Source organism: Streptomyces sp. NPDC001157, assembly GCF_053598255.1.
On the sequence record NZ_JBSFJW010000019.1, the window covers coordinates 88,138 to 110,849 of the forward strand.

The 22,712-nt window shown below is 69.9% G+C and carries 21 protein-coding genes; 14 read left to right on the forward strand and 7 right to left on the reverse strand.

The genetic code is table 11. The annotated features are described in order from the left end of the window. Positions 1–8 precede the first annotated feature (8 nt). The gene (locus tag ACWDAG_RS28645; protein WP_450698426.1) at positions 9–590 is read left to right on the forward strand and encodes a Uma2 family endonuclease; all 582 of its coding nucleotides are present in this window, start codon (positions 9–11) and stop codon (positions 588–590) included. Positions 591–660: 70 nt separating this feature from the next. Here ACWDAG_RS28645 and ychF read toward each other — a convergent pair whose 3' ends face one another. Beyond that, positions 661–1,749 carry a redox-regulated ATPase YchF gene (gene ychF, locus ACWDAG_RS28650; protein ID WP_450698427.1) on the reverse strand — a complete coding sequence of 363 codons (1,089 nt, stop codon included), beginning with the start codon at positions 1,747–1,749 and terminating at the stop codon, positions 661–663. Positions 1,750–1,949: 200 nt separating this feature from the next. On the opposite strand from ychF, the gene ACWDAG_RS28655 reads away from it, so the two are divergent. Next, positions 1,950–2,540: a DUF6542 domain-containing protein gene (locus ACWDAG_RS28655; protein ID WP_450698428.1), complete on the forward strand. Its 591-nt coding sequence runs from the start codon at positions 1,950–1,952 to the stop codon at positions 2,538–2,540. Between the two features lie 166 nt (positions 2,541–2,706). Here ACWDAG_RS28655 and ppgK read toward each other — a convergent pair whose 3' ends face one another. Both ppgK and ACWDAG_RS28665 read right to left on the reverse strand, forming a co-directional pair. Further along, entirely contained in the window at positions 2,707–3,450 is a 744-nt protein-coding gene (ppgK, locus tag ACWDAG_RS28660) for a polyphosphate--glucose phosphotransferase (RefSeq protein ID WP_450698429.1), read from the reverse strand. Between the two features lie 29 nt (positions 3,451–3,479). After that, complete coding sequence (locus tag ACWDAG_RS28665) at positions 3,480–4,490, reverse strand: 4-hydroxy-3-methylbut-2-enyl diphosphate reductase (RefSeq protein WP_450698430.1); 1,011 nt, start codon at positions 4,488–4,490, stop codon at positions 3,480–3,482. A 183-nt stretch (positions 4,491–4,673) separates the two neighbouring features. On the opposite strand from ACWDAG_RS28665, the gene xseA reads away from it, so the two are divergent. The 3 genes from xseA to ACWDAG_RS28680 all read left to right on the forward strand — a co-directional run bounded on the left by xseA (position 4,674) and on the right by ACWDAG_RS28680 (position 6,940). Then, complete coding sequence (gene xseA / locus ACWDAG_RS28670; RefSeq protein WP_450698431.1) at positions 4,674–5,882, forward strand: exodeoxyribonuclease VII large subunit; 1,209 nt, start codon at positions 4,674–4,676, stop codon at positions 5,880–5,882. A 76-nt stretch (positions 5,883–5,958) separates the two neighbouring features. Then, entirely contained in the window at positions 5,959–6,189 is a 231-nt protein-coding gene (locus tag ACWDAG_RS28675) for an exodeoxyribonuclease VII small subunit (RefSeq protein WP_266959600.1), read from the forward strand. A 160-nt stretch (positions 6,190–6,349) separates the two neighbouring features. After that, a complete protein-coding gene (locus ACWDAG_RS28680) occupies positions 6,350–6,940 on the forward strand; it encodes a malonic semialdehyde reductase (RefSeq protein ID WP_450698432.1) in 591 nt (196 codons plus the stop codon). Between the two features lie 96 nt (positions 6,941–7,036). Here the strand turns inward: ACWDAG_RS28680 and ACWDAG_RS28685 are convergent, their stop codons facing one another. Continuing rightward, positions 7,037–7,558 carry a DUF4245 domain-containing protein gene (locus ACWDAG_RS28685; protein ID WP_450698433.1) on the reverse strand — a complete coding sequence of 174 codons (522 nt, stop codon included), beginning with the start codon at positions 7,556–7,558 and terminating at the stop codon, positions 7,037–7,039. Between the two features lie 127 nt (positions 7,559–7,685). Between ACWDAG_RS28685 and glpX the strand changes: the two genes are divergently transcribed. Beyond that, complete coding sequence (glpX, locus tag ACWDAG_RS28690; protein ID WP_450698434.1) at positions 7,686–8,720, forward strand: class II fructose-bisphosphatase; 1,035 nt, start codon at positions 7,686–7,688, stop codon at positions 8,718–8,720. 211 nt (positions 8,721–8,931) lie between these two features. Here glpX and ACWDAG_RS28695 read toward each other — a convergent pair whose 3' ends face one another. Together ACWDAG_RS28695 and ACWDAG_RS28700 are read right to left on the reverse strand one after the other, a co-directional pair. Continuing rightward, positions 8,932–9,309: a WhiB family transcriptional regulator gene (locus ACWDAG_RS28695; RefSeq protein ID WP_450698435.1), complete on the reverse strand. Its 378-nt coding sequence runs from the start codon at positions 9,307–9,309 to the stop codon at positions 8,932–8,934. Between the two features lie 174 nt (positions 9,310–9,483). Continuing rightward, a complete protein-coding gene (locus tag ACWDAG_RS28700; protein WP_450698436.1) occupies positions 9,484–10,185 on the reverse strand; it encodes a DUF1707 SHOCT-like domain-containing protein in 702 nt (233 codons plus the stop codon). A gap of 178 nt (positions 10,186–10,363) precedes the next feature. Here ACWDAG_RS28700 and ACWDAG_RS28705 point away from each other — a divergent pair, with 178 nt between their 5' ends. The 6 genes from ACWDAG_RS28705 (at position 10,364) to ACWDAG_RS28730 (ending at position 18,816) form a co-directional block, all read left to right on the forward strand. After that, entirely contained in the window at positions 10,364–12,031 is a 1,668-nt protein-coding gene (locus ACWDAG_RS28705) for a fumarate hydratase (RefSeq protein WP_450698437.1), read from the forward strand. 584 nt (positions 12,032–12,615) lie between these two features. Next, positions 12,616–13,134: an SH3 domain-containing protein gene (locus ACWDAG_RS28710; protein ID WP_450698438.1), complete on the forward strand. Its 519-nt coding sequence runs from the start codon at positions 12,616–12,618 to the stop codon at positions 13,132–13,134. A gap of 233 nt (positions 13,135–13,367) precedes the next feature. Further along, positions 13,368–14,168 (forward strand): DUF2690 domain-containing protein, encoded by an 801-nt coding sequence (locus tag ACWDAG_RS28715; RefSeq protein ID WP_450698439.1) that lies wholly within the window; start codon positions 13,368–13,370, stop codon positions 14,166–14,168. A gap of 81 nt (positions 14,169–14,249) precedes the next feature. Next, complete coding sequence (locus ACWDAG_RS28720) at positions 14,250–15,635, forward strand: class II fumarate hydratase (RefSeq protein WP_450698440.1); 1,386 nt, start codon at positions 14,250–14,252, stop codon at positions 15,633–15,635. A 72-nt stretch (positions 15,636–15,707) separates the two neighbouring features. After that, positions 15,708–16,409, forward strand: a complete 702-nt coding sequence (gene fomD, locus ACWDAG_RS28725; protein WP_450698441.1) for a cytidylyl-2-hydroxypropylphosphonate hydrolase — start codon at positions 15,708–15,710, stop codon at positions 16,407–16,409. A gap of 310 nt (positions 16,410–16,719) precedes the next feature. Then, a complete protein-coding gene (locus tag ACWDAG_RS28730; RefSeq protein WP_450698442.1) occupies positions 16,720–18,816 on the forward strand; it encodes a SpoIIE family protein phosphatase in 2,097 nt (698 codons plus the stop codon). A 57-nt stretch (positions 18,817–18,873) separates the two neighbouring features. Here the strand turns inward: ACWDAG_RS28730 and ACWDAG_RS28735 are convergent, their stop codons facing one another. Beyond that, complete coding sequence (locus ACWDAG_RS28735) at positions 18,874–21,252, reverse strand: transglycosylase domain-containing protein (RefSeq protein WP_450698443.1); 2,379 nt, start codon at positions 21,250–21,252, stop codon at positions 18,874–18,876. A gap of 273 nt (positions 21,253–21,525) precedes the next feature. On the opposite strand from ACWDAG_RS28735, the gene ACWDAG_RS28740 reads away from it, so the two are divergent. Then, a complete protein-coding gene (locus ACWDAG_RS28740; protein WP_450698444.1) occupies positions 21,526–22,443 on the forward strand; it encodes an SPFH domain-containing protein in 918 nt (305 codons plus the stop codon). Continuing rightward, positions 22,440–22,697 (forward strand): hypothetical protein, encoded by a 258-nt coding sequence (locus ACWDAG_RS28745; protein ID WP_450698445.1) that lies wholly within the window; start codon positions 22,440–22,442, stop codon positions 22,695–22,697. The genes ACWDAG_RS28740 and ACWDAG_RS28745 overlap by 4 nt, the downstream gene beginning before the upstream one ends. Positions 22,698–22,712: the final 15 nt, after the last annotated feature.

Below are 22,712 nucleotides of genomic sequence, written 5' to 3' on the forward strand. Positions count from 1 at the left end.
GTTTAGCCATGACCGCACTGCCCGACTGGATGCGCCCGCCGCGCGAGGAAGGCTGGTTCGCGGAGGACCTGGACCGCCTCCCCGAGGCACCCCGCCACACCGAGCTGATCGACGGAGCGCTTGTCTTCATGATGTCTCCCCAGCGGTCCTGGCACGGCCGCCTTGTCACCTCCCTCACCACCACACTCATGGCCGTGGCGCCCGCCGGTTTCGAGGTCGAACGGGAGATGACGATCCGTCTGGACGAGCGAAACCGGCCGGAGCCGGATCTGCTCGTGACGACCGCACCCTACGACCCGGACCGGACGTGGTACGCGCCGGAAGAGGTCCGGCTCGTCATCGAGGTCGTCTCACCGGAATCCGCCCACCGTGACCGCACGGTGAAGCTGCACAAATACGCAGAAGCCAAGATCCCGCACTATTGGCACATCGAGGAAGAGGACGACGCTCCTGTCGTCCACGTCTACGAACTCGACGAACCGACCGGCGTCTACGCGCCCGCCGGCATCTTCCGGGGCACCCTGAAGCGGCCTGTGCCCTTCGAGATCAGCCTGGATCTCGACCAGCTCACCCCGCCGAAGCGCAGGTAGCAGCCGGCTCCAGATCGGCACGGGAAGACGGAAGGGGCCGGGCTCACGGAGCCCGGCCCCTTCCGACCGCTCACACGTTGAACCGGAACTCCACCACGTCCCCGTCCTGCATCACGTAGTCCTTGCCCTCCATCCGCGCCTTGCCCTTCGCGCGGGCCTCCGCGACCGAGCCCGTCTCCACCAGGTCCGCGAAGGAGATGACCTCCGCCTTGATGAAGCCCTTCTGGAAGTCGGTGTGGATGACGCCGGCGGCCTCGGGGGCGGTGGCGCCCTTCTTGATGGTCCAGGCGCGGGATTCCTTGGGGCCGGCCGTGAGGTAGGTCTGCAGGCCCAGGGTGTCGAAGCCCACGCGGGCGAGGGTGGTGAGGCCCGGCTCCTCGGCGCCGACGGACTCCAGGAGCTCCATGGCGTCCTCCTCGTCGAGCTCGGCGAGGTCCGCCTCCAGCTTGGCGTTGAGGAAGATCGCCTCGGCGGGGGCGACCAGGGCGCGCTGCTCGGCCTTGAAGTCCTCGTCGACCAGCTCGTCCTCGTCGACGTTGAAGACGTAGAGGAAGGGCTTCGTGGTCAGCAGGTGCAGGTCGTGGAGGAGCTCCTCGTTGCCGGAGCCCTGGACGATGCCCGCCGAGAACAGCGTGTCGCCCTTCTCCAGGATCTCCTTCGCCGCCTCGACCGCCGCCACCTTCGGAGCCACGTCCTTCTTGATGCGCGACTCCTTCTGGAGGCGCGGCAGGACCTTCTCGATGGTCTGGAGGTCGGCGAGGATCAGCTCGGTGTTGATCGTCTCGATGTCGTCCTTCGGCGAGACCTTGCCGTCGACGTGCACGACGTTCTCGTCCTTGAAGGCGCGGATGACCTGGCAGATCGCGTCGGACTCACGGATGTTCGCGAGGAACTTGTTGCCCAGGCCCTCGCCCTCGGACGCGCCCTTCACGATGCCCGCGATGTCGACGAAGTCGACGGTCGCCGGGAGGATGCGCTGCGAACCGAAGATTTCGGCCAGTTTCGTCAGCCGAGCGTCAGGGACGCCGACGACGCCCACGTTGGGCTCGATCGTGGCGAACGGGTAGTTGGCCGCGAGCACGTCGTTCTTGGTCAGGGCGTTGAACAGGGTCGACTTGCCGACATTCGGCAGACCGACGATTCCGATCGTGAGCGACACGTTGCGACTTCCCGTACGTGAGAGACATCAGGGGACTGGGGGCTGCGGGCCCGGTCCTTCTTCGGTGCACGGGCGGGCCGATCCACCAGTCTACGGCGTACCGGTCCTCGCCCCGGCGCCCCGTCGAACGCATGGCCTGGCTCCGCCCCTCGGCGTGTCTGAGGGGCGATTGCACACATAAACCGACCTAAGTTGGTCCGGTGGAGCAACACGGGTCGGGACCACCGCACAACGGCACGCGACGGGGCACGCCCCCGCTGCCCCCGCAGGCGAAGCGCGGCGGAAGCGGTGGGGGTGCGGGTGGTGGTGCGCGACCTGCCGGACAGCGCCGCCCCGCGCCCCGCCCGGCGGCGCGGCAGCCCGGTCCGCCGCTGGTGGAGGCCGTACGGCGGCTGCCCAATCCGCGGCTGACCGGGCTGGGCAGCGGTCTGTTCTGCGGGACGCTGATGTTCGCGCTCGGCTGTCTCGACCAGCTGCTGTTCGGGTCGTCGCTGACGCTGTACGGCGTGCTGTTCCTGCCGGTGTGCCTGCTGACCGCGGCCTGGGTGCGCAAGAGCGACCTGGCGACCGCACCCGTCGTCGTGCCGATCGCCTTCGCGGCGGGCCTGCTCCCGGTGGCCGACAGCAGCGGCGGGCTGCTCGGCCGGCTGATGGGCCTGGTGACGGCACTGGCCACCCAGGCCGGGTGGCTGTACGGGGGAACCCTCGTCGCGGGCCTGATCGTCACGGGCCGGAAGGCCGCCCTGATGCGACGCCATCGCACCGGCGACCGCCGTCCGCCCCGGTACTAGCGCCTGTCCGGCGGATTCAGGTCGGCCACAAGGTGCGGCGCGTCTGGCGATCCTGAGCGGGGGCATGGGGGTCCCCTGTGCCCTTGAGGCAGTGGGGAGCGCGTGCCGGACCCCGCGACGCCGAGGTGATCCGCCGGGCAGGCCTGGGCCTGGCCGAAGCCCGGTCCTAACTCTCCGCGGCGTGCATCGCCGCGCCGACGATGCCTGCGTTGTTCTGCAGCTGCGCCGGGACGATCTCCGCCTTGATGCCCTCGATGAAGGGCAGGAACTTCTGGGACTTACGGCTGACGCCGCCGCCGATGACGATCAGTTCGGGTGAGAACAGCATCTCGACGTGCGCGAGGTACTTCTGCACGCGGTGCGCCCAGTGCTCCCAGGTCAGCTCGCCGTCCTCCTTGGCCTTGCTGGAGGCGCGCTTCTCCGCGTCGTGGCCGTGCAGCTCCAGGTGGCCCAGCTCGGTGTTGGGCACCAGGGTGCCGTCGACGAACAGGGCACTGCCGATGCCGGTGCCGAAGGTCAGCAGGATGACCGTGCCCCGGCGGTCCCGGCCCGCGCCGAAGTGCATCTCGGCGACGCCCGCCGCGTCCGCGTCGTTGACCACCGTCACCGGCAGGCCGCCCAGGCGGTCGCTGAACAACGCGCGCGCGTCGGTGTCGATCCAGCTCTTGTCGACGTTGGCCGCCGTACGGATGGTGGATCCGCCGGTGACCACGCCGGGGAAGGTGAGACCGACCGGGCCGGTCCAGCCGAAGTGCTCGACGACCTGCTTCACGCCGTCCGCCACGCCGTCGGGCGTCGCCGGGTGCGGAGTGAGCACTTTGCAGCGCTCCTCCGCCAGGTCGCCCTTGTCCAGGTCCACAGGGGCGCCCTTGATCCCGGATCCACCGATGTCCACACCGAAGATCTGCATGGCTCTACGTTACGACGGACGACTGACAGTCACTCCGGCGAGGTGCCGGTTCGCTCCGCGATCAGCGCCGCCGCCTCGTCGCGCAGGTCCCGGCGGAGCTCCTTGGGCAGCGAGAACGTGATGGACTCCTCGGCCGCCTTGACGATCTCGACGTCCTCGAAGCCACGCTGCGCGAGCCACTCCAGGACCTGCTCCACCAGGACCTCGGGGACGGAGGCGCCGGAGGTGACCCCGACCGTGGACACGCCCTCCAGCCAGGCCTCGTCGATCTCGTCGGCGAAGTCCACGAGGTACGCCTCGCGCGAGCCCGCGAGCTTGGCGACCTCGACGAGCCGCTTGGAGTTGGAGGAGTTGCGGGAGCCGACGACGATCACCAGCTCGGCCTCGGCGCCCATCTGCTTCACAGCGAGCTGGCGGTTCTGCGTGGCGTAGCAGATGTCGTCGCTGGGCGGGGAGATGAGCTGCGGGAACTTCTCCTTCAGGGCGTCGACGGTCTCCATGGTCTCGTCGACGGAGAGCGTGGTCTGGGAGAGCCAGACGACCTTCGACTCGTCGCGGACCTCGACCTTGGCGACGTCCTCAGGGCCGTCGACCAGCGTGATGTGGTCGGGGGCCTCGCCGGAGGTGCCGATGACCTCCTCGTGGCCCTCGTGCCCGATCAGGAGGATGTCGTAGTCCTCGTTCGCGAAGCGGACGGCTTCCTTGTGGACCTTGGTGACGAGCGGGCAGGTGGCGTCGATGGTGGCGAGCTTGCCGCGGGCGGCCTCCTCGTGGACGACGGGGGCCACACCGTGCGCGGAGAACATCACGATGTTCCCCTCGGGGACCTCCTCCGTCCGCTCGACGAAGATGGCGCCCTTCTTCTCCAGGGTCTGCACGACGTACTTGTTGTGCACGATCTCGTGCCGGACGTAGATCGGAGCCCCGTACTGCTCCAGGGCTTTCTCGACGGCGATCACGGCGCGGTCCACACCCGCGCAGTAGCCACGGGGGGCGGCGAGCAGGACACGGCGGCCAGGCGAAGCAGTCATGCGGTCCATCGTAAGGCCGCGTTCGCCGCGTCGAAGATCGCGTGCTTCTCGCCCCCGCCGCCCTTGCCCGTCCCGTCCCTGGGGCTGCGCCCCCAGACCCCCCTTTTCGGCCTGAACGGCCTCGTCCTCAAACGCCGGGCGGGCTGAAGGACGCAGCCCGGAGTTGTCAGTCTTGGCCGTTACGCTCGCCGCATGGCTCTCAACACGTCCGCAGAAGCGCCCCTGCCCGTCGGTGAGGTGTCGCGGCTCATCGGTGGGTGGATCGACCGGCTGGGGGCCGTCTGGGTCGAGGGGCAGATCACTCAGCTCTCGCGGCGGCCCGGCGCCGGGGTCGTGTTTCTGACCCTGCGGGATCCCTCGTACGACATCTCGGTCAGCGTCACCTGCTACCGGCAGGTCTTCGACGCCGTCGCCGATGTGGTGAGCGAGGGTGCGCGGGTCGTCGTACTCGCGAAGCCGGAGTGGTATGCGCCGCGGGGGCAGCTGTCCCTGCGGGCCGCCGAGATACGGCCCGTGGGGGTCGGTGAACTCCTCGCGCGGCTGGAGCAGTTGAAGAAGTCCCTCGCCGCCGAGGGGCTGTTCGCGCCCGAGCGGAAGAAGGCCCTGCCCTTCCTGCCGCAGCTCATCGGGCTGGTCTGCGGCCGTGCCTCCGCCGCCGAGCGGGACGTCCTGGAGAACGCCCGGCACCGCTGGCCCGCTGTCCGCTTCGAGGTGCGCAACGTCGCCGTGCAGGGCGTGCACGCCGTCCCGCAGGTCGTGCAGGCCGTCAAGGAGCTCGACGAGGCCGGCGAGGTGGACGTCATCATCGTCGCGCGCGGGGGCGGGAGCGTGGAGGACCTCCTCCCGTTCTCCGACGAGCAGCTCGTGCGTGCCGTCGCCGAATGCCGTACGCCGGTCGTGTCCGCGATCGGGCACGAGCCGGACAATCCGCTCCTCGACTACGTCGCCGACCTGCGCGCCTCCACCCCCACCGACGCCGCCAAGAAGGTCGTGCCGGATGTCGGGGAGGAGTACGAGCGCGTGCAGCAGTTGCGGAACCGGGCCCGGCGGTGCGTCGAGGCGCTCGTCGAGCGGGAGGAGCGCGGGCTCGCCCAGGCGCTCGCCCGGCCCTCGATAGAGGATCCGCACCGGATGATCGACGAGCGAGCCGATCATGTCGTCTCGCTGGTCGATCGTTCGCGGCGCACGCTCGGGCATCTCCTCGACCGCGCCGCCTCCGAGCTGACGCACACGCACGCGCGCGTGGTGGCCCTCTCCCCCGCCGCCACCCTGAAGCGCGGTTACGCCGTGCTGCAGAAGGCCGACGGGCATGTCGTCCGCGCCCCGGACGAGGTGGGGGCGGACGAGACGCTGCGGGCGCGGGTGGCCGAGGGCGAGTTCACGGTGGTCCGGGCCGAATGAGAACACTGAGCGCACTGAGAAGGCCTGAGAACACCGAGAAGGCGGCACGGTTCGAGTCGATGCATAGGGTGGGCGGATGACCAGCAAGGTGGATGAGGCGCTCGGCTACGAGCAGGCACGGGACGAGCTGATCGAGGTCGTACGACGGCTTGAGGCAGGCGGTACGACGCTGGAGGAGTCCCTGGCGCTCTGGGAGCGGGGCGAGGAGCTGGCCAAGGTGTGCCGTCGCTGGCTGGACGGGGCGCGCGCCCGGCTGGATGCGGCACTCGCGGAGGAAGAGGCCGCGGAAGAGGCCGACGGCGAGTAGCGCACGACAAGGAGCGGTGGCGGCGGTCCGCTGTGAAGCGGATCACCACGCGCCGTTTATTGTTGAACCTTGAACGTTCCTTCGCGTACCGTCGGTCTCGTCAGTCGATCCGGACCGCGGTCCGGATCGGATCCCGGCGCCACCCCGAGGAAGTTCCCGCATGTCTCTCGTTCTTGACCCCGCCGCCCAGGACCTGCTCTTCCGTGAGGCCCGCACCGCGAACACCTTCACCGACGAGCCGGTGACCGACGAGCAGGTCCAGGCGATCTACGACCTGGTCAAGTACGGCCCGACCGCCTTCAACCAGACTCCGCTGCGCATCACCCTGGTCCGCTCCGCCGAGGCCCGGGAGCGCCTGGTCAAGCACATGGCCGAGGGCAACCAGCCCAAGACCGCCACGGCCCCGCTGGTCGCGATCCTCTCCGCGGACAACGAGTTCCACGAGGAGCTGCCGACCCTCTTCCCGCACTTCCCGGCCGCCAAGGACGTCTTCTTCTCCGAGCGCCCGGCCCGTGAGGGTGCCGCCACGCTGAACGCCGCACTGCAGGCCGCGTACTTCATCATCGGCGTCCGTGCCGCCGGTCTCGCCGCCGGCCCGATGACCGGCCTCGACTTCGCGGGCGTCCAGAAGGAGTTCCTGGACGACGACCACACCCCGCTGATGGTCATCAACATCGGCAAGCCGGGCGAGGACGCCTGGTTCCCGCGCTCCCCGCGTCTGGACTACGAGCAGGTCGTCACGACGGTCTGAGCGACCCCGCACGACGAAGGCCCCCGGCGACGAAGCCGGGGGCCTTTCCGTGCGCGTCCGCGTCTCGTGTCTCGTAGGGGTCTCGTACGCGGAGGTCTACGCCAGCTTCAGCGCCTGTGCCATCTCCGTCAGCTGCTGGAACGAGCCCGTGCCCGCGACCACCGTCGTCGAACCCTTGCCCGGGAGCACAAGGGCGTCGTAGCGGCCGCCGGTGTAGCGGGTCCAGGTACGGCCGCCGATCTCCTCCGTGGCCTTCGTCGCGTCCGCCCCCTGGGTGGCCTGGTCGATGAACGTCGACGGCTTCTGAGTCGACTGCTCGATCTGCACGTACTGGCCGTCGGGCGTGTGGAAGCCCAGGTGCCAGGCGTCGAACTGGTCGCCCTGGAAGCGGACCGAGGTCGCCTTCCAGTCCTTGGACAGGCCCTCGGGCGCGGCCACCGGGTACGCAGCGGCGCGGCGCGCCGTGAGCAGTTCGACGCGGTAGTCGACCCGCGGAACGTCCGGAGGCGAGTCGTCGTGCGGAATGAAAACGTAGATGAGTGCCGCCGCGATCCCGATGAGGCCCAGGGAGAGGATCATGTCCCGGACCGTCTTCTGCTTGCCGTTCGAACCTGCCACGCCCCCTATCGTCGCAGGTGCCCGGCTCGCTCATCCGTGGGGCCCCCTGCTCATTTTGTCGGACTGACGATAGAGTCGAGGGTCGAACCCTCATCCGGCCGTCGTCGTATCAGAAAGGTGCGCCTCGATGACCGAGCATCATCACTTGCCGTCCGAGCTCGAAGTCCCCAGCGAAGCTCCCGACCGCAACCTCGCCCTCGAACTCGTCCGGGTGACCGAAGCCGCCGCGATGGCCGCGGGCCGCTGGGTCGGGCGGGGCGACAAGAACGGCGCCGACGGTGCCGCGGTGCGCGCCATGCGGACTCTCGTCTCCACCGTGTCGATGAACGGCGTTGTCGTCATCGGCGAGGGCGAGAAGGACGAGGCCCCGATGCTCTTCAACGGCGAGCGCGTCGGTGACGGGACCGGGCCCGAGTGCGACATCGCCGTCGATCCGATCGACGGCACCACCCTGACGGCCAAGGGCATGCCGAACGCGATCGCCGTGCTGGCGGCCGCGGACCGCGGGTCGATGTTCGACCCGTCCGCCGTCTTCTACATGGACAAGCTGGTCACGGGGCCCGAGGCGGCGGACTTCGTCGACATCAACGCGCCCGTGTCGGTGAACATCCGGCGAGTCGCCAAGGCGAAGCGGTCCACGCCGGAGGACGTGACCGTGGTCATCCTCGACCGGCCTCGCCACGAAGGGATCATCAAGGAGATCCGGGAGGCCGGTGCGCGCATCAAGCTGATCTCGGACGGTGACGTGGCGGGTTCCATCTACGCGCTGCGCGAGGGCACCGGCGTCGACATGCTGCTGGGTATCGGCGGTACGCCGGAGGGGATCATCTCGGCCTGTGCGGTGAAGTGCCTCGGCGGCACGATCCAGGGGAAGCTGTGGCCGAAGGACGACGAGGAGCGGGCGCGCGCGATCGACGCCGGGCACGATCTCGACCGGGTGCTGATGACCGACGACCTCGTCGCCGGCGACAACGTGTTCTTCGTCGCCACCGGCATCACGGACGGTGAACTGCTGCGGGGTGTTCGGTACCGGTCCGAGACCGCGACCACCGAGTCGATCGTCATGCGGTCGAAGTCCGGGACGGTGCGGCAGATCAACTCCGAGCACCGGCTCAGCAAGCTGCGGGCCTATAGCGCGATTGACTTTGATCGCGCCAAATAGCCGCCACATGGCTCGAAGGGCCGGGCGCGTTGGCGGGTTCGGGTCCGTTGTGGCTTGTCGCACCCACGCGGCGGAGCCGCACATCGGTACAGCCCCGCGCCCCTGAGGGCGTTGCAGTGCCGCTCAGCCAAGAAGCGCACGGCAGCAATGACAGCGATGGGGCGCCCCCGGTGCGGTGGGGGCGCCCCATCGGCGTGTGTGCGTGGGGCGGTCAACCCGCTGCCGCTATGCGGCCCTGGGCCTGTGCCGCCTTCTTCAGTTCCATGTCTCGGCGGCGGCGCCTGGCGAGGACCACGCGGCGTTCGGCGGCGGTGAGGCCGCCCCAGACGCCGTAGGGCTCCGGTTGCAGCAGCGCGTGCTCGCGGCACTCGACCATGACGGGACAGCGGGCGCAGACGCGCTTGGCCGCCTCCTCGCGGGAGAGCCGGGCGGCGGTGGGTTCCTTGGAAGGTGCGAAGAACAGGCCGGCCTCGTCGCGCCGGCACACCGCCTCGGTGTGCCATGGAGCGTCTTGGTCCCTGTCCCGCACTGGCACCCGCTGGGCCGGAACGGCAGCTACCTGCAGGGACGAATGCGGCGGTTGCAGCACGGTCTACTCCTGACGACGGCTTCGCGAGCGAGCGACGATGCAGCAAGGCCTACCCGCTGTGCGCGAGCCTATGCACTGAGTTCCGAACCGCTGGATTTCGCGTGCTCGTCAGCGCCTCGGGCGCGCGACCACGGGTGGACCAATTCCTTGCGGGCGCGCCCGAATTCGCAACCGTCAACGATTCAGGTGTTTGCGCAAACTCTTGTCGACCTTGTGCTGGACGCGGTCGAGTATGTCCGCGACGAGCTTGCCCCGCTTCGGCCGCGCCTCGACGCTGCCCATCACGGCCCAGCCGTCGACATAGACCACCGGGGCGTTCGGGTCGGTCGAGTCGAGATTGTCCACCTCGAAGCTGCCGAGCACACCGCCGCCGGTGCCGCGCAGCGACACGTTCTCCGGGACGCGGACCTCGACGCTGCCGCAGAGCGAGAACGTCTTGATCGCGACCTGCTGATACTCGAAGAGGGCCTCGCTGAGGTCTATCTCCACGCTGCCGAAGATCGCGTACGCATGGATACGGCGTCCCGCGCGCCAGCGGCCCTTGCGGACGGCACTGCTGAACACCGCCACCACGTTGTCGTCCGGGTCGGCCGGGATGGCGCCCAGCGTGGGGCGGCTCGGGGCGGCGGCGAAGGCGGGGGCCGCGCGGTGCTGGTGGGCCACGGGCAGGTCCCGTATGAAGACGTCCAGTTCGCCGACCGTCTTGGCGGCCAGCACGCCCTCGACGCGCTCGGCGTGCTCGTCGGCCGTCAGACGCCCCTCGGCGAGGGCGTCGCGCAGGATGTCGGCGATGCGGTCACGGTCGGCGTCCGAGGCTCGCAGTTCGGAGGCGCGCGGTGCCGTGTCCTGGTGTCGGTCGCTCTTCTGAAGGTCCACGACAGCAGCGTACCGAAACGCGATAGATCGCGACTACCCCTCATCGGGACCTGTGGAAACCCATGCGGTTCTCGAACTGAGCCTTACCTCACAGGTCCGGTGTCAGCGGCAGGTTCTACGCTGGTGAGCGCCCGCCAATGACGGCGGGCGCCGTCTGTCGAGTGAGGAATGGGCTGAGATGCCTGAGTTCGCGTACACCGATCTGCTCCCCATGGGAGAGGACACCACCCCGTACCGGCTGGTGACCTCCGAGGGTGTGTCCACCTTCGAGGCCGACGGGCGGACGTTCCTCAAGGTGGAGCCGGAGGCGCTGCGCAAGCTCGCGGAGGAGGCCATCCACGACATCCAGCACTACCTGCGGCCCGCGCACCTGGCTCAGCTGCGGCGCATCATCGACGACCCCGAGGCGTCGAGCAACGACAAGTTCGTGGCGCTGGACCTGCTGAAGAACGCGAACATCGCGGCCGCGGGCGTGCTCCCCATGTGCCAGGACACCGGCACGGCGATCGTCATGGGCAAGCGCGGACAGAACGTCCTCACCGAGGGCGGTGACGAGGCGGCGCTGTCCCGGGGCGTCTACGAGGCGTACAAGAACCTCAACCTGCGCTACTCGCAGATGGCTCCGCTCACCATGTGGGACGAGAAGAACACCGGCTCCAACCTGCCGGCCCAGATCGAGCTGTACGCCACCGACGGCGGCGCGTACAAGTTCCTGTTCATGGCGAAGGGCGGCGGCTCCGCCAACAAGTCCTTCCTGTACCAGGAGACGAAGGCCGTTCTGAACGAGGCCTCCATGATGAAGTTCCTGGAGGAGAAGATCCGTTCGCTGGGTACGGCCGCCTGCCCGCCGTACCACCTGGCGATCGTCGTCGGCGGTACGTCCGCCGAGTACGCGCTCAAGACCGCCAAGTACGCCTCCGCGCACTACCTGGACGAGATCCCGGCCGAGGGCTCGGAGCTCGGTCACGGCTTCCGCGACAAGGACCTGGAGCAGAAGGTCTTCGAGCTGACGCAGAAGATCGGGATCGGTGCGCAGTTCGGCGGCAAGTACTTCTGCCACGACGTGCGTGTGGTGCGGCTGCCGCGGCACGGTGCGTCCTGCCCCGTCGCGATCGCCGTGTCCTGCTCGGCCGACCGGCAGGCCGTCGCGAAGATCACCGCTGAGGGTGTCTTCCTGGAGCAGCTGGAGACCGACCCGGCACGGTTCCTGCCGGAGACGACCGACGAGCACTTGGACGAGTCGTCGGACGTCGTCAAGATCGACCTGAACCAGCCGATGGACGACATCCTCGCCGAGCTCACCAAGTACCCGGTGAAGACCCGCCTTTCGCTCACCGGCCCCCTTGTCGTGGCCCGCGACATCGCGCACGCCAAGATCAAGGAGCGGCTCGACGCGGGTGAGGAGATGCCGCAGTACCTGAAGGACCACCCGGTGTACTACGCGGGCCCGGCGAAGACGCCGGAGGGTTACGCGTCCGGTTCCTTCGGTCCGACCACGGCCGGGCGCATGGACAGCTACGTCGAGCAGTTCCAGGCCGCGGGCGGCTCCAAGGTGATGCTCGCCAAGGGCAACCGCTCCAAGCAGGTCACTGACGCGTGCGACGCGCACGGCGGCTTCTACCTCGGCTCCATCGGCGGCCCGGCCGCCCGGCTCGCCCAGGACTGCATCAAGAAGGTCGAGGTCGTCGAGTACGAGGAGCTCGGCATGGAGGCGGTCTGGAAGATCGAGGTGGAGGACTTCCCGGCGTTCATCGTGGTGGACGACAAGGGCAACGACTTCTTCCAGGATCCCGCCCCGGCTCCGACGTTCACCTCGATTCCCGTACGGGGCCCCGGGCTGGCGTAGTGCCTCTGGTGCGGCGGGGGACGGATCTCGCCCCCGCCGCCCCTACCCGTCCCATCCCCAGGGGCTGCCGCCCCTTCGACCCCGCCAGGGGCTCCGCCCCTGCACCCCGGCGGGGACCGCGTCCCCCGCACCCCCCGCGGAGCTCCGCCTCCGCACCCCGTTCCGGGGCTCCGCCCCGGACCCCGATCGGCCTGAACGGCCTCGTCCTCAAACGCCGGACGGGCTGAAAAGACTCAAACGCCGCACGCGCCGAAAGACTCAAACACCGGACGGGGCGGAAGACCCCGCCGGACTGGGTGCAAGGCCCCGCCGGACGAGGTGCAAGGCCCCGTCAGACGGAGTGGAAGACCCCACCGGGCGGGGTGCAAGGCCCGCCCGGTGGGGAGTGCAAGGCCCGCCGGGTGGGCTGGAAGACACAGTCCCGGGACGGCGTCGGTATGTCGTGCTGCTGCGGTAACGCCTGGGTGTCGTCCCAGTTCGTCCCAGGAACGCGCGGGACGGCATCTTTGTGAGCTTCGCCGGAAACGCTCCGTGCTGACCGGGTCACAGCCCGTGATCCGCTGGTCATCTCGGAGGGACAACCCATGATTCGACGCACACTGCGCAACGGCCTTGTGGCCGCGTTCGCGGTCGTCGCCGTCTTCCCGGTGGCGGCCGTCGCCTCCGCCGGGCCGGCCGCGCAGGCCCATGCCCTGAACTCCACTCCCCCGCAGATCTCCGTGCCGGCGTGGCAGTCGGCCCCCGCGCCGTCCACGCTGCCCGCCAGGCCGAAGACGCCGAAGTGCCACCACGCGAAGGGCCGTGCCACCCGCCACCACCGGCAGATCCGGCACATCCGGCACATCCACGGCATCCGGCACATCGTCAGGAGCCACAGCTGGGGGTACGTCGCCACCCACCGCCTGCCGCTGAACGTCCGGTCCGGGCCGGGCACCCGGTACCGCGTCGTCGGTGCGCAGCCGGTGGGCTCCAGCGTGGCGATCACCTGCAAGGTGCGGGGCTCCGGCGTCCGCGGCAACCACCGTTGGTACCGGCTCGCCCACCACAGGGGCTACGTCTCCGCCCGCTACGTGCAGAACCTCGGCACCGTCCGCTGGTGCTGACGGTCCCCCGACCGCACCGGTCCTGATCCCCCGTAGCTCCCGGCAGGCCGCACCAGCCTGCCGGGAGATGCCGTCAGGTAATCGTCCGATCACACCCACGGTCGGCGTAATCGCAGGTCAACTCAGTCAACTCCCCTTCATATTCCGGTGATCGCGGTATGGCCGGGCGCCGCCGCCGGGAACACATCAAGGCGGTCACCCCGGCATGGCGAGGGAGCGAGATGGAGAGCCACGTGACGGTCCAGAGGCAGCCGATGCCCGACGCGTCGCAGGACGACGGGCGGCTCCTGACGGAGCGGCTGCGTGCCCTCAAGCAGCGGACGGGGCTGAGCCTGGCCGCACTGGCCGGTGTCACCCCGTTCAGCAAGTCGACCTGGCACCGCTATCTGAACGGCGACCAGTTCCCGCCCCGGGCGGCGGTCGTGGCGCTCGTGCGGCTCGCCGACGCCGACCCCGGCCCGCTGCTCGCCCTCTGGGACTCCGCCGCACGGGCGCAAGCCGACGGGGCGACCGTCGCGAAGCGGCAGCCCGTCCCGTCCGTGCCGCCCGCCGCCGTGCGGCGCCGCCGCATCCCGCGGCCGAGTCGCGCCGTCGTCGCCCTCGCCACCATGGCCGCCACCGTGGCGGTCACCGCGGGCGCCACGGACGTCCTGGACCCCGGCCACACGGCGGCGCCCAGAACGGCCGCCTCCTGCCACGGCAGCGACTGCCAGGGGGAACTTCCCACCTCCGAGACCTGTGCCCGGGACGCACGCACCGAGAGCAGGGTCGCCAGGGGCACCGAGGTGGTGCTGCTGAGGTTCTCACCGTCCTGCGCCACGGTCTGGTCCGAGCTGCGCACCCGGACGGGCGGCGCGCGGGAGATCTCGATCAGGTCGGGCGAGGACGAGTTGTCCGCGGAGTACCAGGGCGACAAGTCGGACGGCTACAGCAGCCCGATGCTGGCCGCACCGGACCCGCGCGGGGCCCAGGCGTGCGCCGAGGTGGCCGAAAAGCCCGTGTGCACCGGCCGGTTCGGCACTCCGGGCCGCTGACGACGACCCCCACCCCTGCCGGCAGCCTCCGCGTGGCCCAAGGTCCGGAACATCCCCACCCTTCCGATCGCTATAGCTGACATGAGCGACTACCGCATCGAGCACGACTCCATGGGCGAGGTCCGCGTCCCCGCCGACGCCAAGTGGCGGGCCCAGACGCAGCGTGCCGTCGAGAACTTCCCGATCTCCGGCCAGCGCATCGAGCGCGCCCACATCGAGGCCCTGGCCCGGATCAAGGGCGCCGCGGCAAAGGTGAACGCGCGGCTGGGGGTGCTCGACAAGGACATCGCCGAGGCGATCCAGGAGGCGGCCGAGGAGGTCGCCCGGGGGGACTGGGACGAGCACTTCCCGATCGACGTCTTCCAGACCGGTTCCGGCACCTCGTCGAACATGAACACCAACGAGGTCATCGCCACCCTCGCGACCGAGCGGCTCGGCAGGGACGTACACCCCAACGACCATGTGAACGCCTCCCAGTCGTCCAACGACGTCTTCCCCTCCTCCATCCACATCGCCGCCACCGCCGCCGTCACCCGCGACCTGATCCCCGCCCTGGAACACCTCGCCGACGCCCTCACCCGCAAGTCCGAGGAGTTCGCCGATGTCGTGAAGTCCGGGCGGACGCATCTGATGGACGCCACGCCGGTGACGCTGGGGCAGGAGTTCGGCGGATACGCGGCCCAGATCCGGTACGGCGTCGAGCGGCTGTACGCCGCGCTCCCCCGGCTCGCCGAGCTGCCCCTCGGGGGGACGGCGGTCGGCACCGGCATCAACACCCCGCCCGGCTTCTCCGCCGCCGTCATCGAGGAGGTCGCCCGCGTCACGGGGCTCCCGCTCACCGAGGCGCGCAACCACTTCGAGGCGCAGGGGGCGCGGGACGGGATCGTCGAGACCAGCGGACAGCTGCGGACGGTCGCCGTCGGGCTGACCAAGATCGCCAACGATCTGCGGTGGGCCGCCTCCGGACCGCGCACCGGGCTCGCCGAGATCAACCTTCCCGATCTCCAGCCCGGTTCGTCGATCATGCCCGGCAAGGTCAACCCGGTCATCCCGGAGGCCGTGCTCATGGTCGCCGCGCAGGTCACCGGCAACGACGCCACCGTCGCCGCCGCCGGAGCCGCCGGCAACTTCGAGCTCAATGTGATGCTGCCGGTCATCGCCAGGAACGTCCTGGAGTCGGTGCGGCTGCTCGCCAACGTCTCGCGGCTGCTCGCGGACCGGACCGTGGACGGCATCACCGCGAACCGGGAGCGGGCCCGCGAGTACGCCGAGTCCTCACCCTCCGTGGTCACTCCGCTCAACAAGTACATCGGCTACGAGGAGGCCGCCAAGGTCGCCAAGAAGGCCCTCGCGGAGCGGAAGACGATCCGCCAAGTCGTCCTGGAGAGCGGGTACGTGGAGCGCGGCGACCTCACGGTGGAGCAGCTCGACGAGGCGCTGGATGTCCTGCGGATGACACATCCGTAACCATTCGTCGCACCGTCGCGAACCGTGACGCGCGCCGCAGCGTCGTATGCCCCGGGCACCTAATATCTGTTCATGGCAGAGGGTGGAGCGATGAGAGCGGAAGCGGACGCGGCTGCGGCGGTGCGGACGGGGTTCTGGACCCCCGGGACACAGGTCCTGTGGCGCTACCGGGAGAACGCGGGCGAGCGCTTCCACATCGCCCGCCCGGTCACCGTCGTCCGGGACGACGACGAACTGCTCGCCGTCTGGCTGGCACCCGGCACCGAGTGCGTGAAGCCCGTCCTCGCCGACGGCACCCCGGTGCACGTGGAGCCGCTCCAGTCCCGCTACACCAAGCCCCGTACCGTCCAGCTCGACCACTGGTTCGGCACCGGAGTGCTGAAGCTGGCCCGCCCCGGTGAGCCCTGGTCGGTGTGGCTGTTCTGGGAGCCGGGCTGGCAGTTCAAGAACTGGTATGTGAATCTCGAATCGCCGCTGGTGCGTTGGGACGGCGGGGTCGACTCCGAGGACCACTTCCTCGACATCTCCGTGCACCCGGATCGCAGTTGGCACTGGCGTGACGAGGACGAGTTCGCGCAGGCCCAGCAGGACGGGCTGATGGACGCGCCGGCCGCCGAACAGGTGCGCAGGGCGGGGCGGTCCGCGGTCGAGGTGATCCGCGCCTGGGGCCCGCCGTTCAGCGACGGCTGGCAGCACTGGCGCCCGGATCCGTCCTGGGCTGTACCGTCTTTGCCGGAGGACTGGGACCGTACGCCCGCGCACGTGTCCTCGTGAGACTCTTGATGCGCCCCCGGTACACAACCGTAGGATCGTCCTCCGCAAGGGTGGGCAGGCGCAACTGCCGGAGCATGCGCTGGGCTTGACCGATCGTCACCGAGGGGCGGCAGGACGTGAGCGAGGGGTACGAGGGCAACACCGGAACGGACCGTGAACGGTTCGCCGGTGGTACGACAACAGCCTCTGACCACGCGGGAATTCCGTTCCGGGGACACGTATTCCGGGTATCGGGATTCCTGCGGGACGAACTGCGCTCGCGATGCGCAGCCCCGGACGGACGGATTCGACACGCGTGACGGAGCACCCCATGTCCTTCGAGCGCCCGCAGCCGGGCGCCGACCCCGCGGACCCCCGCGGGGCGCTCCTGCACACCCAGACGCCCTCCCCCACGGCCGCTTTACCCGCACAGGCGCGCACCGGGGAGACGCCGTCGACGCCGGGTACGGCCACGCCGTGCAGCAAAGGAAGCCAGGGAAAGGACCCGGTCTCGCCCCCCTCCGACACCACCGGCCCGGAGCACTCGCAGCCGGCCGCCGCAGAAGCCGTGGAACCCGGCACGCACCGCCCGCGCCCCGTGCCCGAGACGATCCCGGACCAGCCGGGCGGCGAGCAGGACGGGACCCAGGGGGCCGGCGGCCCGGAGCGCCGTACCGGGCAGGGAACGACGACGCCCGGACAGCCCACGCCGATGCGGCGGGACGGCGACCGGCTGCGGTTCGTCGGCGCCGCGACCCGGCGGATCGCCCGCGGCATCGACCTCGACGAGATCGTCATGGGCCTGTGCCGGGCCACCGTGCCGACCTTCTCCGACGCGATCCTCGTCTATCTGCGCGATCCGCTGCCCGTCGGCGACGAGCGGCCCACCGGCCCGCTCCTGCTGCGTCTGCGGCGCACCGACCGGATCCCCGCGGAGCGGGACACCGAGGGCGGCTTCTCGCCCGCCCTGCAGCCGGAGCCGCCGGAGATGACGGGGTTCGACGCGGTCGGCGCCGAACTGTGCGAGGTACGGCCGGGCAGCGCCCTCGCCGAGGTGCTGCGCGGGGTCCGCCCGGTCTTCACGGACGCGCCCGCCGCACGCGCCGCCCTGCCCGAACTCCTGGGCGACGGCACCGAGTTCGCCGTACCCGGCGGACAGCGCGCGATCCTCGCCCCGCTGCGCGGCCGCCGCCGGGTGATCGGCGCCGCGCTCTTCCTGCGCCGCCCCGAGCGCATGGCCTTCGAGGCGGACGACCTCCTGGTCGCCGCCCAGCTCGCCACGCACAGCGCCCTCGGCATCGACAAGGCGGTGCTGTACGGCCGCGAGGCCTACATCGCCGACGAGCTGCAGCGCACCATGCTGCCGGAGACCCTCCCGCGGCCCACCGGCGTACGGCTGGCGTCCCGTTATCTGCCGGCCGCCGAGACCGCGCGGGTGGGCGGCGACTGGTACGACGCCATCCCGCTGCCCGGCAGCCGGGTCGCGCTGGTGGTGGGTGACGTGATGGGCCACTCCATGACGTCCGCGGCCATCATGGGCCAGCTGCGCACCACGGCCCAGACCCTGGCCGGTCTCGACCTGCCCCCGCAGGAGGTCCTGCACCACCTCGACGAACAGGCCCAGCGTCTGGGCACCGACCGCATGGCGACGTGCCTCTACGCCGTCTACGACCCGGTCTCGCACCGCATCACCATCGCCAACGCCGGCCATCCGCCGCCGGTCCTGCTGCACCTGGGCGGCCGCGCCGAGGTGCTGCGAGTGCCGCCGGGGGCGCCGATCGGTGTGGGCGGCGTCGACTTCGAGGCCGTGGAGCTGGACGCACCCGCCGGGGCGACGCTCCTCCTGTACACCGACGGCCTGGTCGAGTCCCGGCTGCGGGACGTGTGGACCGGCATAGAGCAGCTGCGCGAGAAGCTCGCCGCGACCGCACAGCTGACCGGCCCCGACCATCCGCCGCCGCTGGAAGCGCTCTGCGACGAGGTCCTGGACATGCTCGGCCCGGGCGACCGGGACGACGACATCGCGCTGCTCGCCGCCCGCTTCGACGGGATCGCGCCGAGCGACGTGGCGTACTGGTTCCTGGAGCCCGAGGACGCGGCACCCGGCCGCGCCCGGCGGCTGGCCCGGCGGGCACTGTCCCGCTGGGGCATGGAGGACCTCAGCGACTCCGTGGAGCTCCTCGTCAGCGAGGTCGTCACGAACGCCGTCCGCTACGCATCCCGCCCGGTCACGCTACGACTGCTGCGCACCGACGTACTGCGCTGCGAGGTCGGCGACGACGTACCGCAGTTGCCGCGGCTGCGGCAGGCACGGGCGACGGACGAGGGCGGTCGCGGGCTGTACCTGGTGAACAAGCTGGCCCGGCGGTGGGGGGCGACGCGGCTGAGCACCGGGAAGGTGGTCTGGTTCGAGCTGAACCAGAGCTGAGCGTGGCACGCAGAGGGCGCCCGGCGGTTGCCGGGCGCCCTCTGCTTTTGGCGGCTGCTACTGGTCGTTCGGGTTGAGCGGGTCCGCCGGGTTGGTCGGGGTCTGGGTCGGCGTCTGGGTGGGTGTTTGCGTCGGCGTCTGCGTGGGCGTCTGGGTCGGCGTCTGCGTCGGCGTCTTCGACGGTGTCGCAGACGGCTTCTGCGTGGTCGGTGACTGGCTGGGCGTCCGGCTCGGCGTCTGGCTGGGCGTCGGCGTCCAGGTCGGCTGGACGGCCGCGCCCTGCGTGGTGTTCAGGTCGAACTTCAAGCCCGTCTTGGAGACGCCGAACATGTACGCCGCCCAGATCTGCGCCGGGAACGTACCACCGTTGACGCGGGGCAGTCCGCCCGCGTGGTACATCGAGACCTGGGCACCCGTCTTCTTGGACTCGCCGAACAGGCCCACCGACGTGACCAGGTCGGGCGTGTAGCCGGTGAACCACGCAGAGCGGTTCTCGTCGGACGTACCCGTCTTGCCGGCGACCTTGCGGCCGTCACGGTTGGGGTTGGCCTCGACCGACGTCTTGGCCGTACCGTCGTCGACCACGCCGGTCAGCACCGAGGTGACCGTGTCGGCGGCCTCGGGGCTGATGACCTGGTCGCCGATCGGGTTCGGCAGGGTCACCGAATGCCTGCTGTTCTCCACGGACTTGATGATGCTCGGGGTGACCTGCTTGCCGTGGTTGTCGAGGGTCGCGTAGACCCCGGCCATCTGCAGCGGGCTCGCGCCCATGGTGCCGAGGGTCTGTGCAGACACCGGCTTGAGGTGGGCCGTGTCCATGCCCATCTGGCTCGCGACCTTGAGCACCTTGTCCATGCCGACGTCCTCGCCCATCTGCGCGAAGACGGAGTTGACGGACTGGTTCATCGCCGTCTGGACGGTGATGGGACCGTAGTTCTGGTCGTCCTCGTTCTCCGGGGCGAAACCCACCTTGTTGCCGTTGCTGTCCACGACCTGGCGCTTGCTGGTGCCGTCGTAGATCGTGTTCGCGCCGATGGCCTTGCCGCTCTGCGTCTCTGCGGCCGAGTCCAGGGCGGCGGCGAGGATGACCGGCTTGAAGGTCGAGGCGGGCTGGTAGTCCGTGCGGGTCGCGTTGTTGCGGAAGTGCTTGTAGTAGTCCTTGCCGCCGTACATCGCGACGACCGCGCCCGTCTTCGGGTCGACGGACACGGCACCTGCCTGAACGTCCGCGTCGACCGAGCGCTTCTTCGGGTCGAGTTTGCTGTTCAGCTGCGTCTTGGCGGCCTTCTCCAGTGCCGCCTGCTTCTTCTTGTCGATGTTGAGCGTGATGGTCCAGCCGCCGGCCTTGACCATGGTCATGGCGTCGTTGAAGTTGTCGGCGGTGCCCTGGGCCACCAGCCGCTTCGCCAGCTGGTTGTTGGCCGCGTCCACCAGGTAGCCGGTCTGCCCGCCCATGCCCGGCGCCGCCTTGGGCGCCAAGGGGGTCGGGAACGTCATCTCCGCGCGCTTGGTCTTGTCCAGCCAGTTCTTCTCGACCATGTTGTCGAGGACGTAGTTCCAGCGGGCCTGCACCATCCGCTTGCCGGTGGCGGACGCGATCGCCCAGTCGTACTGGTTCGGCGCCTGGAGGAGCGCGGCGAGGTACGCCCCCTGCTGGACCGAGAGCTTCTGGGCGTCGACGTGGTAGTAGGCCTGCGCGGCGGCCTGGATGCCGTACGCGCCGCGGCCGTAGTAGCTGGTGTTGATGTAGCCGGCGAGGATGAAGTCCTTGGTCTTCGTCCGGTCCAGCTTCAGCGAGATGACCAGTTCCTTCAGCTTGCGCGAGATGGTCTGGTTCTGCGTCAGGTAGTAGTTCTTGACGTACTGCTGGGTGATCGTCGAACCGCCCTGCGCGCCCTTGCCGGAGAGCGTGTTGAGGATGCCTCGGGCGGTGCCCCTGAGGTCGACGCCGTTGTCCTCGTAGAAGGTCTTGTTCTCGGCGGCGACGAAGGTGTGCTGGACGGGCTTGGGGACCTTGGACAGATCGACGATCTCGCGGTTCTTCTGGCCGTCTCGGGTCAGCAGCTTGCCGTCGCTGTACTTGTAGACATTGCTCTGCAGCGTCGCGTCGCCGTTGCCGTCTTCGGGGACCTTGATCATCATGTACAGCGCGACGAAGGCGCCCATGCCGAGCAGACAGAGCGCGAAGAAGGTCCCGACGATCTTCTTCCAGGTGAACAGCCGGCGTATGAAGCTCCTGCCGTCCTTGCCCGCCTTGCCCTTGCCCTTGCCCTTGCCCTTGCTCCTGCCCTTGCCCTGGGCCGCCCGGCGAGCCGCGGCCCGGCCGCCTATGACGGTGGGCTCGGCCTCGGAGGACTCCGTCCCCGACGAGCGCGTGGGGGGCGCCGCGCGGCGGCCACCACGCTGTCGCGCTCGTCTCTCTTCCGCTCGTCCCATGGGTCCGTTCCGCTCCGCTTCGGTCATGTGTGCTCATCTGCCACACAGGTTCACAGCACAGGTCAGCTCAGAAAGCTAACACCGGGAGATGTGACAAAGGTCGGTGGATCCGCTCTTTTGCGGACGTGACAATCAGCACCCGCTCCGATGGAACCGACGGCCGGGAAGGGTTCAGGGTTGCTCTGCGGGGTAATGTGATATCACTTAGATAGACGTTTGCTTTCGTTTGAGGGCATGCCGACCGGACCGCACCACGACAACGGGGGACCACCCATGGCCGTACACGACACCACTCCTGAAGCCGACATACCGGAGATGCCCGCGCCCCGCGTCCGGGAGTTCACCGCGCACAGCATCGGCGGCGCGCTCGCGCTGCTGCTCGGGTTGCTCGGACTCCTGGTCGCCGGCGCCCTGTTCGCGGCCGCGCAGGCGAATCCGGCCTTCGCGGCCGGCGGTGCCGTCGTCCTCGTCGCGGCGGTGATCTCGCTGCGCGGACTGAACACCGTGGCGCCGGGCGAGGCCCGGGTCGTCCAGCTCTTCGGGCGCTATCGGGGGACGATCCGGCAGGACGGCCTGCGCTGGGTGAACCCCTTCACCTCGCGCACGAAGATCTCCACGCGGGTGCGCAACCACGAGACCGCCGTCCTCAAGGTCAACGACGCCTACGGAAACCCCATCGAGCTCGCCGCGGTCGTGGTGTGGAAGGTGCGGGACACCGCGCAGGCCACCTTCGAGGTGGACAACTACCTCGAGTTCGTCGCCACCCAGACAGAGGCGGCCGTGCGCCACATCGCCATCGAGTACCCGTACGACGCCCACGACGAGGGCGGGCTCTCCCTGCGCGGCAACGCGGAGGAAATCACCGAGAAGCTCGCCGCCGAGCTGCACGCGCGCGTGGAGGCGGCCGGCGTGCAGATCATCGAGTCGCGCTTCACGCATCTCGCGTACGCTCCCGAGATCGCTTCGGCGATGCTTCAGCGGCAGCAGGCCGGGGCGGTCGTCGCGGCCCGGCGGCAGATCGTGGACGGGGCGGTGGGGATGGTCGAGGCCGCGCTCGCCCGGATCGCCGAGCAGGACATCGTGGAACTGGACGAGGAGCGGAAGGCGGCGATGGTGTCCAACCTGATGGTGGTGCTGTGCGGGGACCGCGCGCCGCAGCCGGTGCTCAACACCGGGACCCTCTACCAGTGACGGTTCCCTCCGGAGGGTCCGACCCTCAGCGTCGGCCGCAGCAGCGCAAGCAGGTGCTGCTGCGGTTGGACCCGTCCGTCTACGAGGCGCTTGCCCGGTGGGCGGGGGACGAACTGCGTTCCGCGAACGCCCAGATCGAGTTCTTGCTGCGGCGCGCTCTCGCGGAGGCGGGGCGCCTGCCCGGGGAGGCGGGGCCGATTCCCCGTCGCGGGCGGCCGCCCGGGGGCTCCGCCCCCAGACCCCCATCGACCTGAACGGCCTCGTCCTCA

Excerpts from the sequence above, each read along its gene's own strand:
- ACWDAG_RS28710 (WP_450698438.1), top strand. The coding sequence starts at position 12,616 with ATGATTCGACGCACACTGCGCAACGGCCTTGTGGCCGCGTTCGCGGTC.
- ACWDAG_RS28680 (WP_450698432.1), top strand. The coding sequence starts at position 6,350 with ATGTCTCTCGTTCTTGACCCCGCCGCCCAGGACCTGCTCTTCCGTGAG.
- ACWDAG_RS28665 (WP_450698430.1), bottom strand. The coding sequence starts at position 4,490 with ATGGACCGCATGACTGCTTCGCCTGGCCGCCGTGTCCTGCTCGCCGCC.
- ACWDAG_RS28730 (WP_450698442.1), top strand. The coding sequence starts at position 16,720 with ATGTCCTTCGAGCGCCCGCAGCCGGGCGCCGACCCCGCGGACCCCCGC.
- ACWDAG_RS28705 (WP_450698437.1), top strand. The coding sequence starts at position 10,364 with ATGCCTGAGTTCGCGTACACCGATCTGCTCCCCATGGGAGAGGACACC.
- fomD (WP_450698441.1), top strand. The coding sequence starts at position 15,708 with ATGGCAGAGGGTGGAGCGATGAGAGCGGAAGCGGACGCGGCTGCGGCG.
- ACWDAG_RS28675 (WP_266959600.1), top strand. The coding sequence starts at position 5,959 with ATGACCAGCAAGGTGGATGAGGCGCTCGGCTACGAGCAGGCACGGGAC.
- ACWDAG_RS28720 (WP_450698440.1), top strand. The coding sequence starts at position 14,250 with ATGAGCGACTACCGCATCGAGCACGACTCCATGGGCGAGGTCCGCGTC.
- ACWDAG_RS28645 (WP_450698426.1), top strand. The coding sequence starts at position 9 with ATGACCGCACTGCCCGACTGGATGCGCCCGCCGCGCGAGGAAGGCTGG.
- glpX (WP_450698434.1), top strand. The coding sequence starts at position 7,686 with ATGACCGAGCATCATCACTTGCCGTCCGAGCTCGAAGTCCCCAGCGAA.
- ACWDAG_RS28740 (WP_450698444.1), top strand. The coding sequence starts at position 21,526 with ATGGCCGTACACGACACCACTCCTGAAGCCGACATACCGGAGATGCCC.
- xseA (WP_450698431.1), top strand. The coding sequence starts at position 4,674 with ATGGCTCTCAACACGTCCGCAGAAGCGCCCCTGCCCGTCGGTGAGGTG.
- ACWDAG_RS28735 (WP_450698443.1), bottom strand. The coding sequence starts at position 21,252 with ATGGGACGAGCGGAAGAGAGACGAGCGCGACAGCGTGGTGGCCGCCGC.
- ppgK (WP_450698429.1), bottom strand. The coding sequence starts at position 3,450 with ATGCAGATCTTCGGTGTGGACATCGGTGGATCCGGGATCAAGGGCGCC.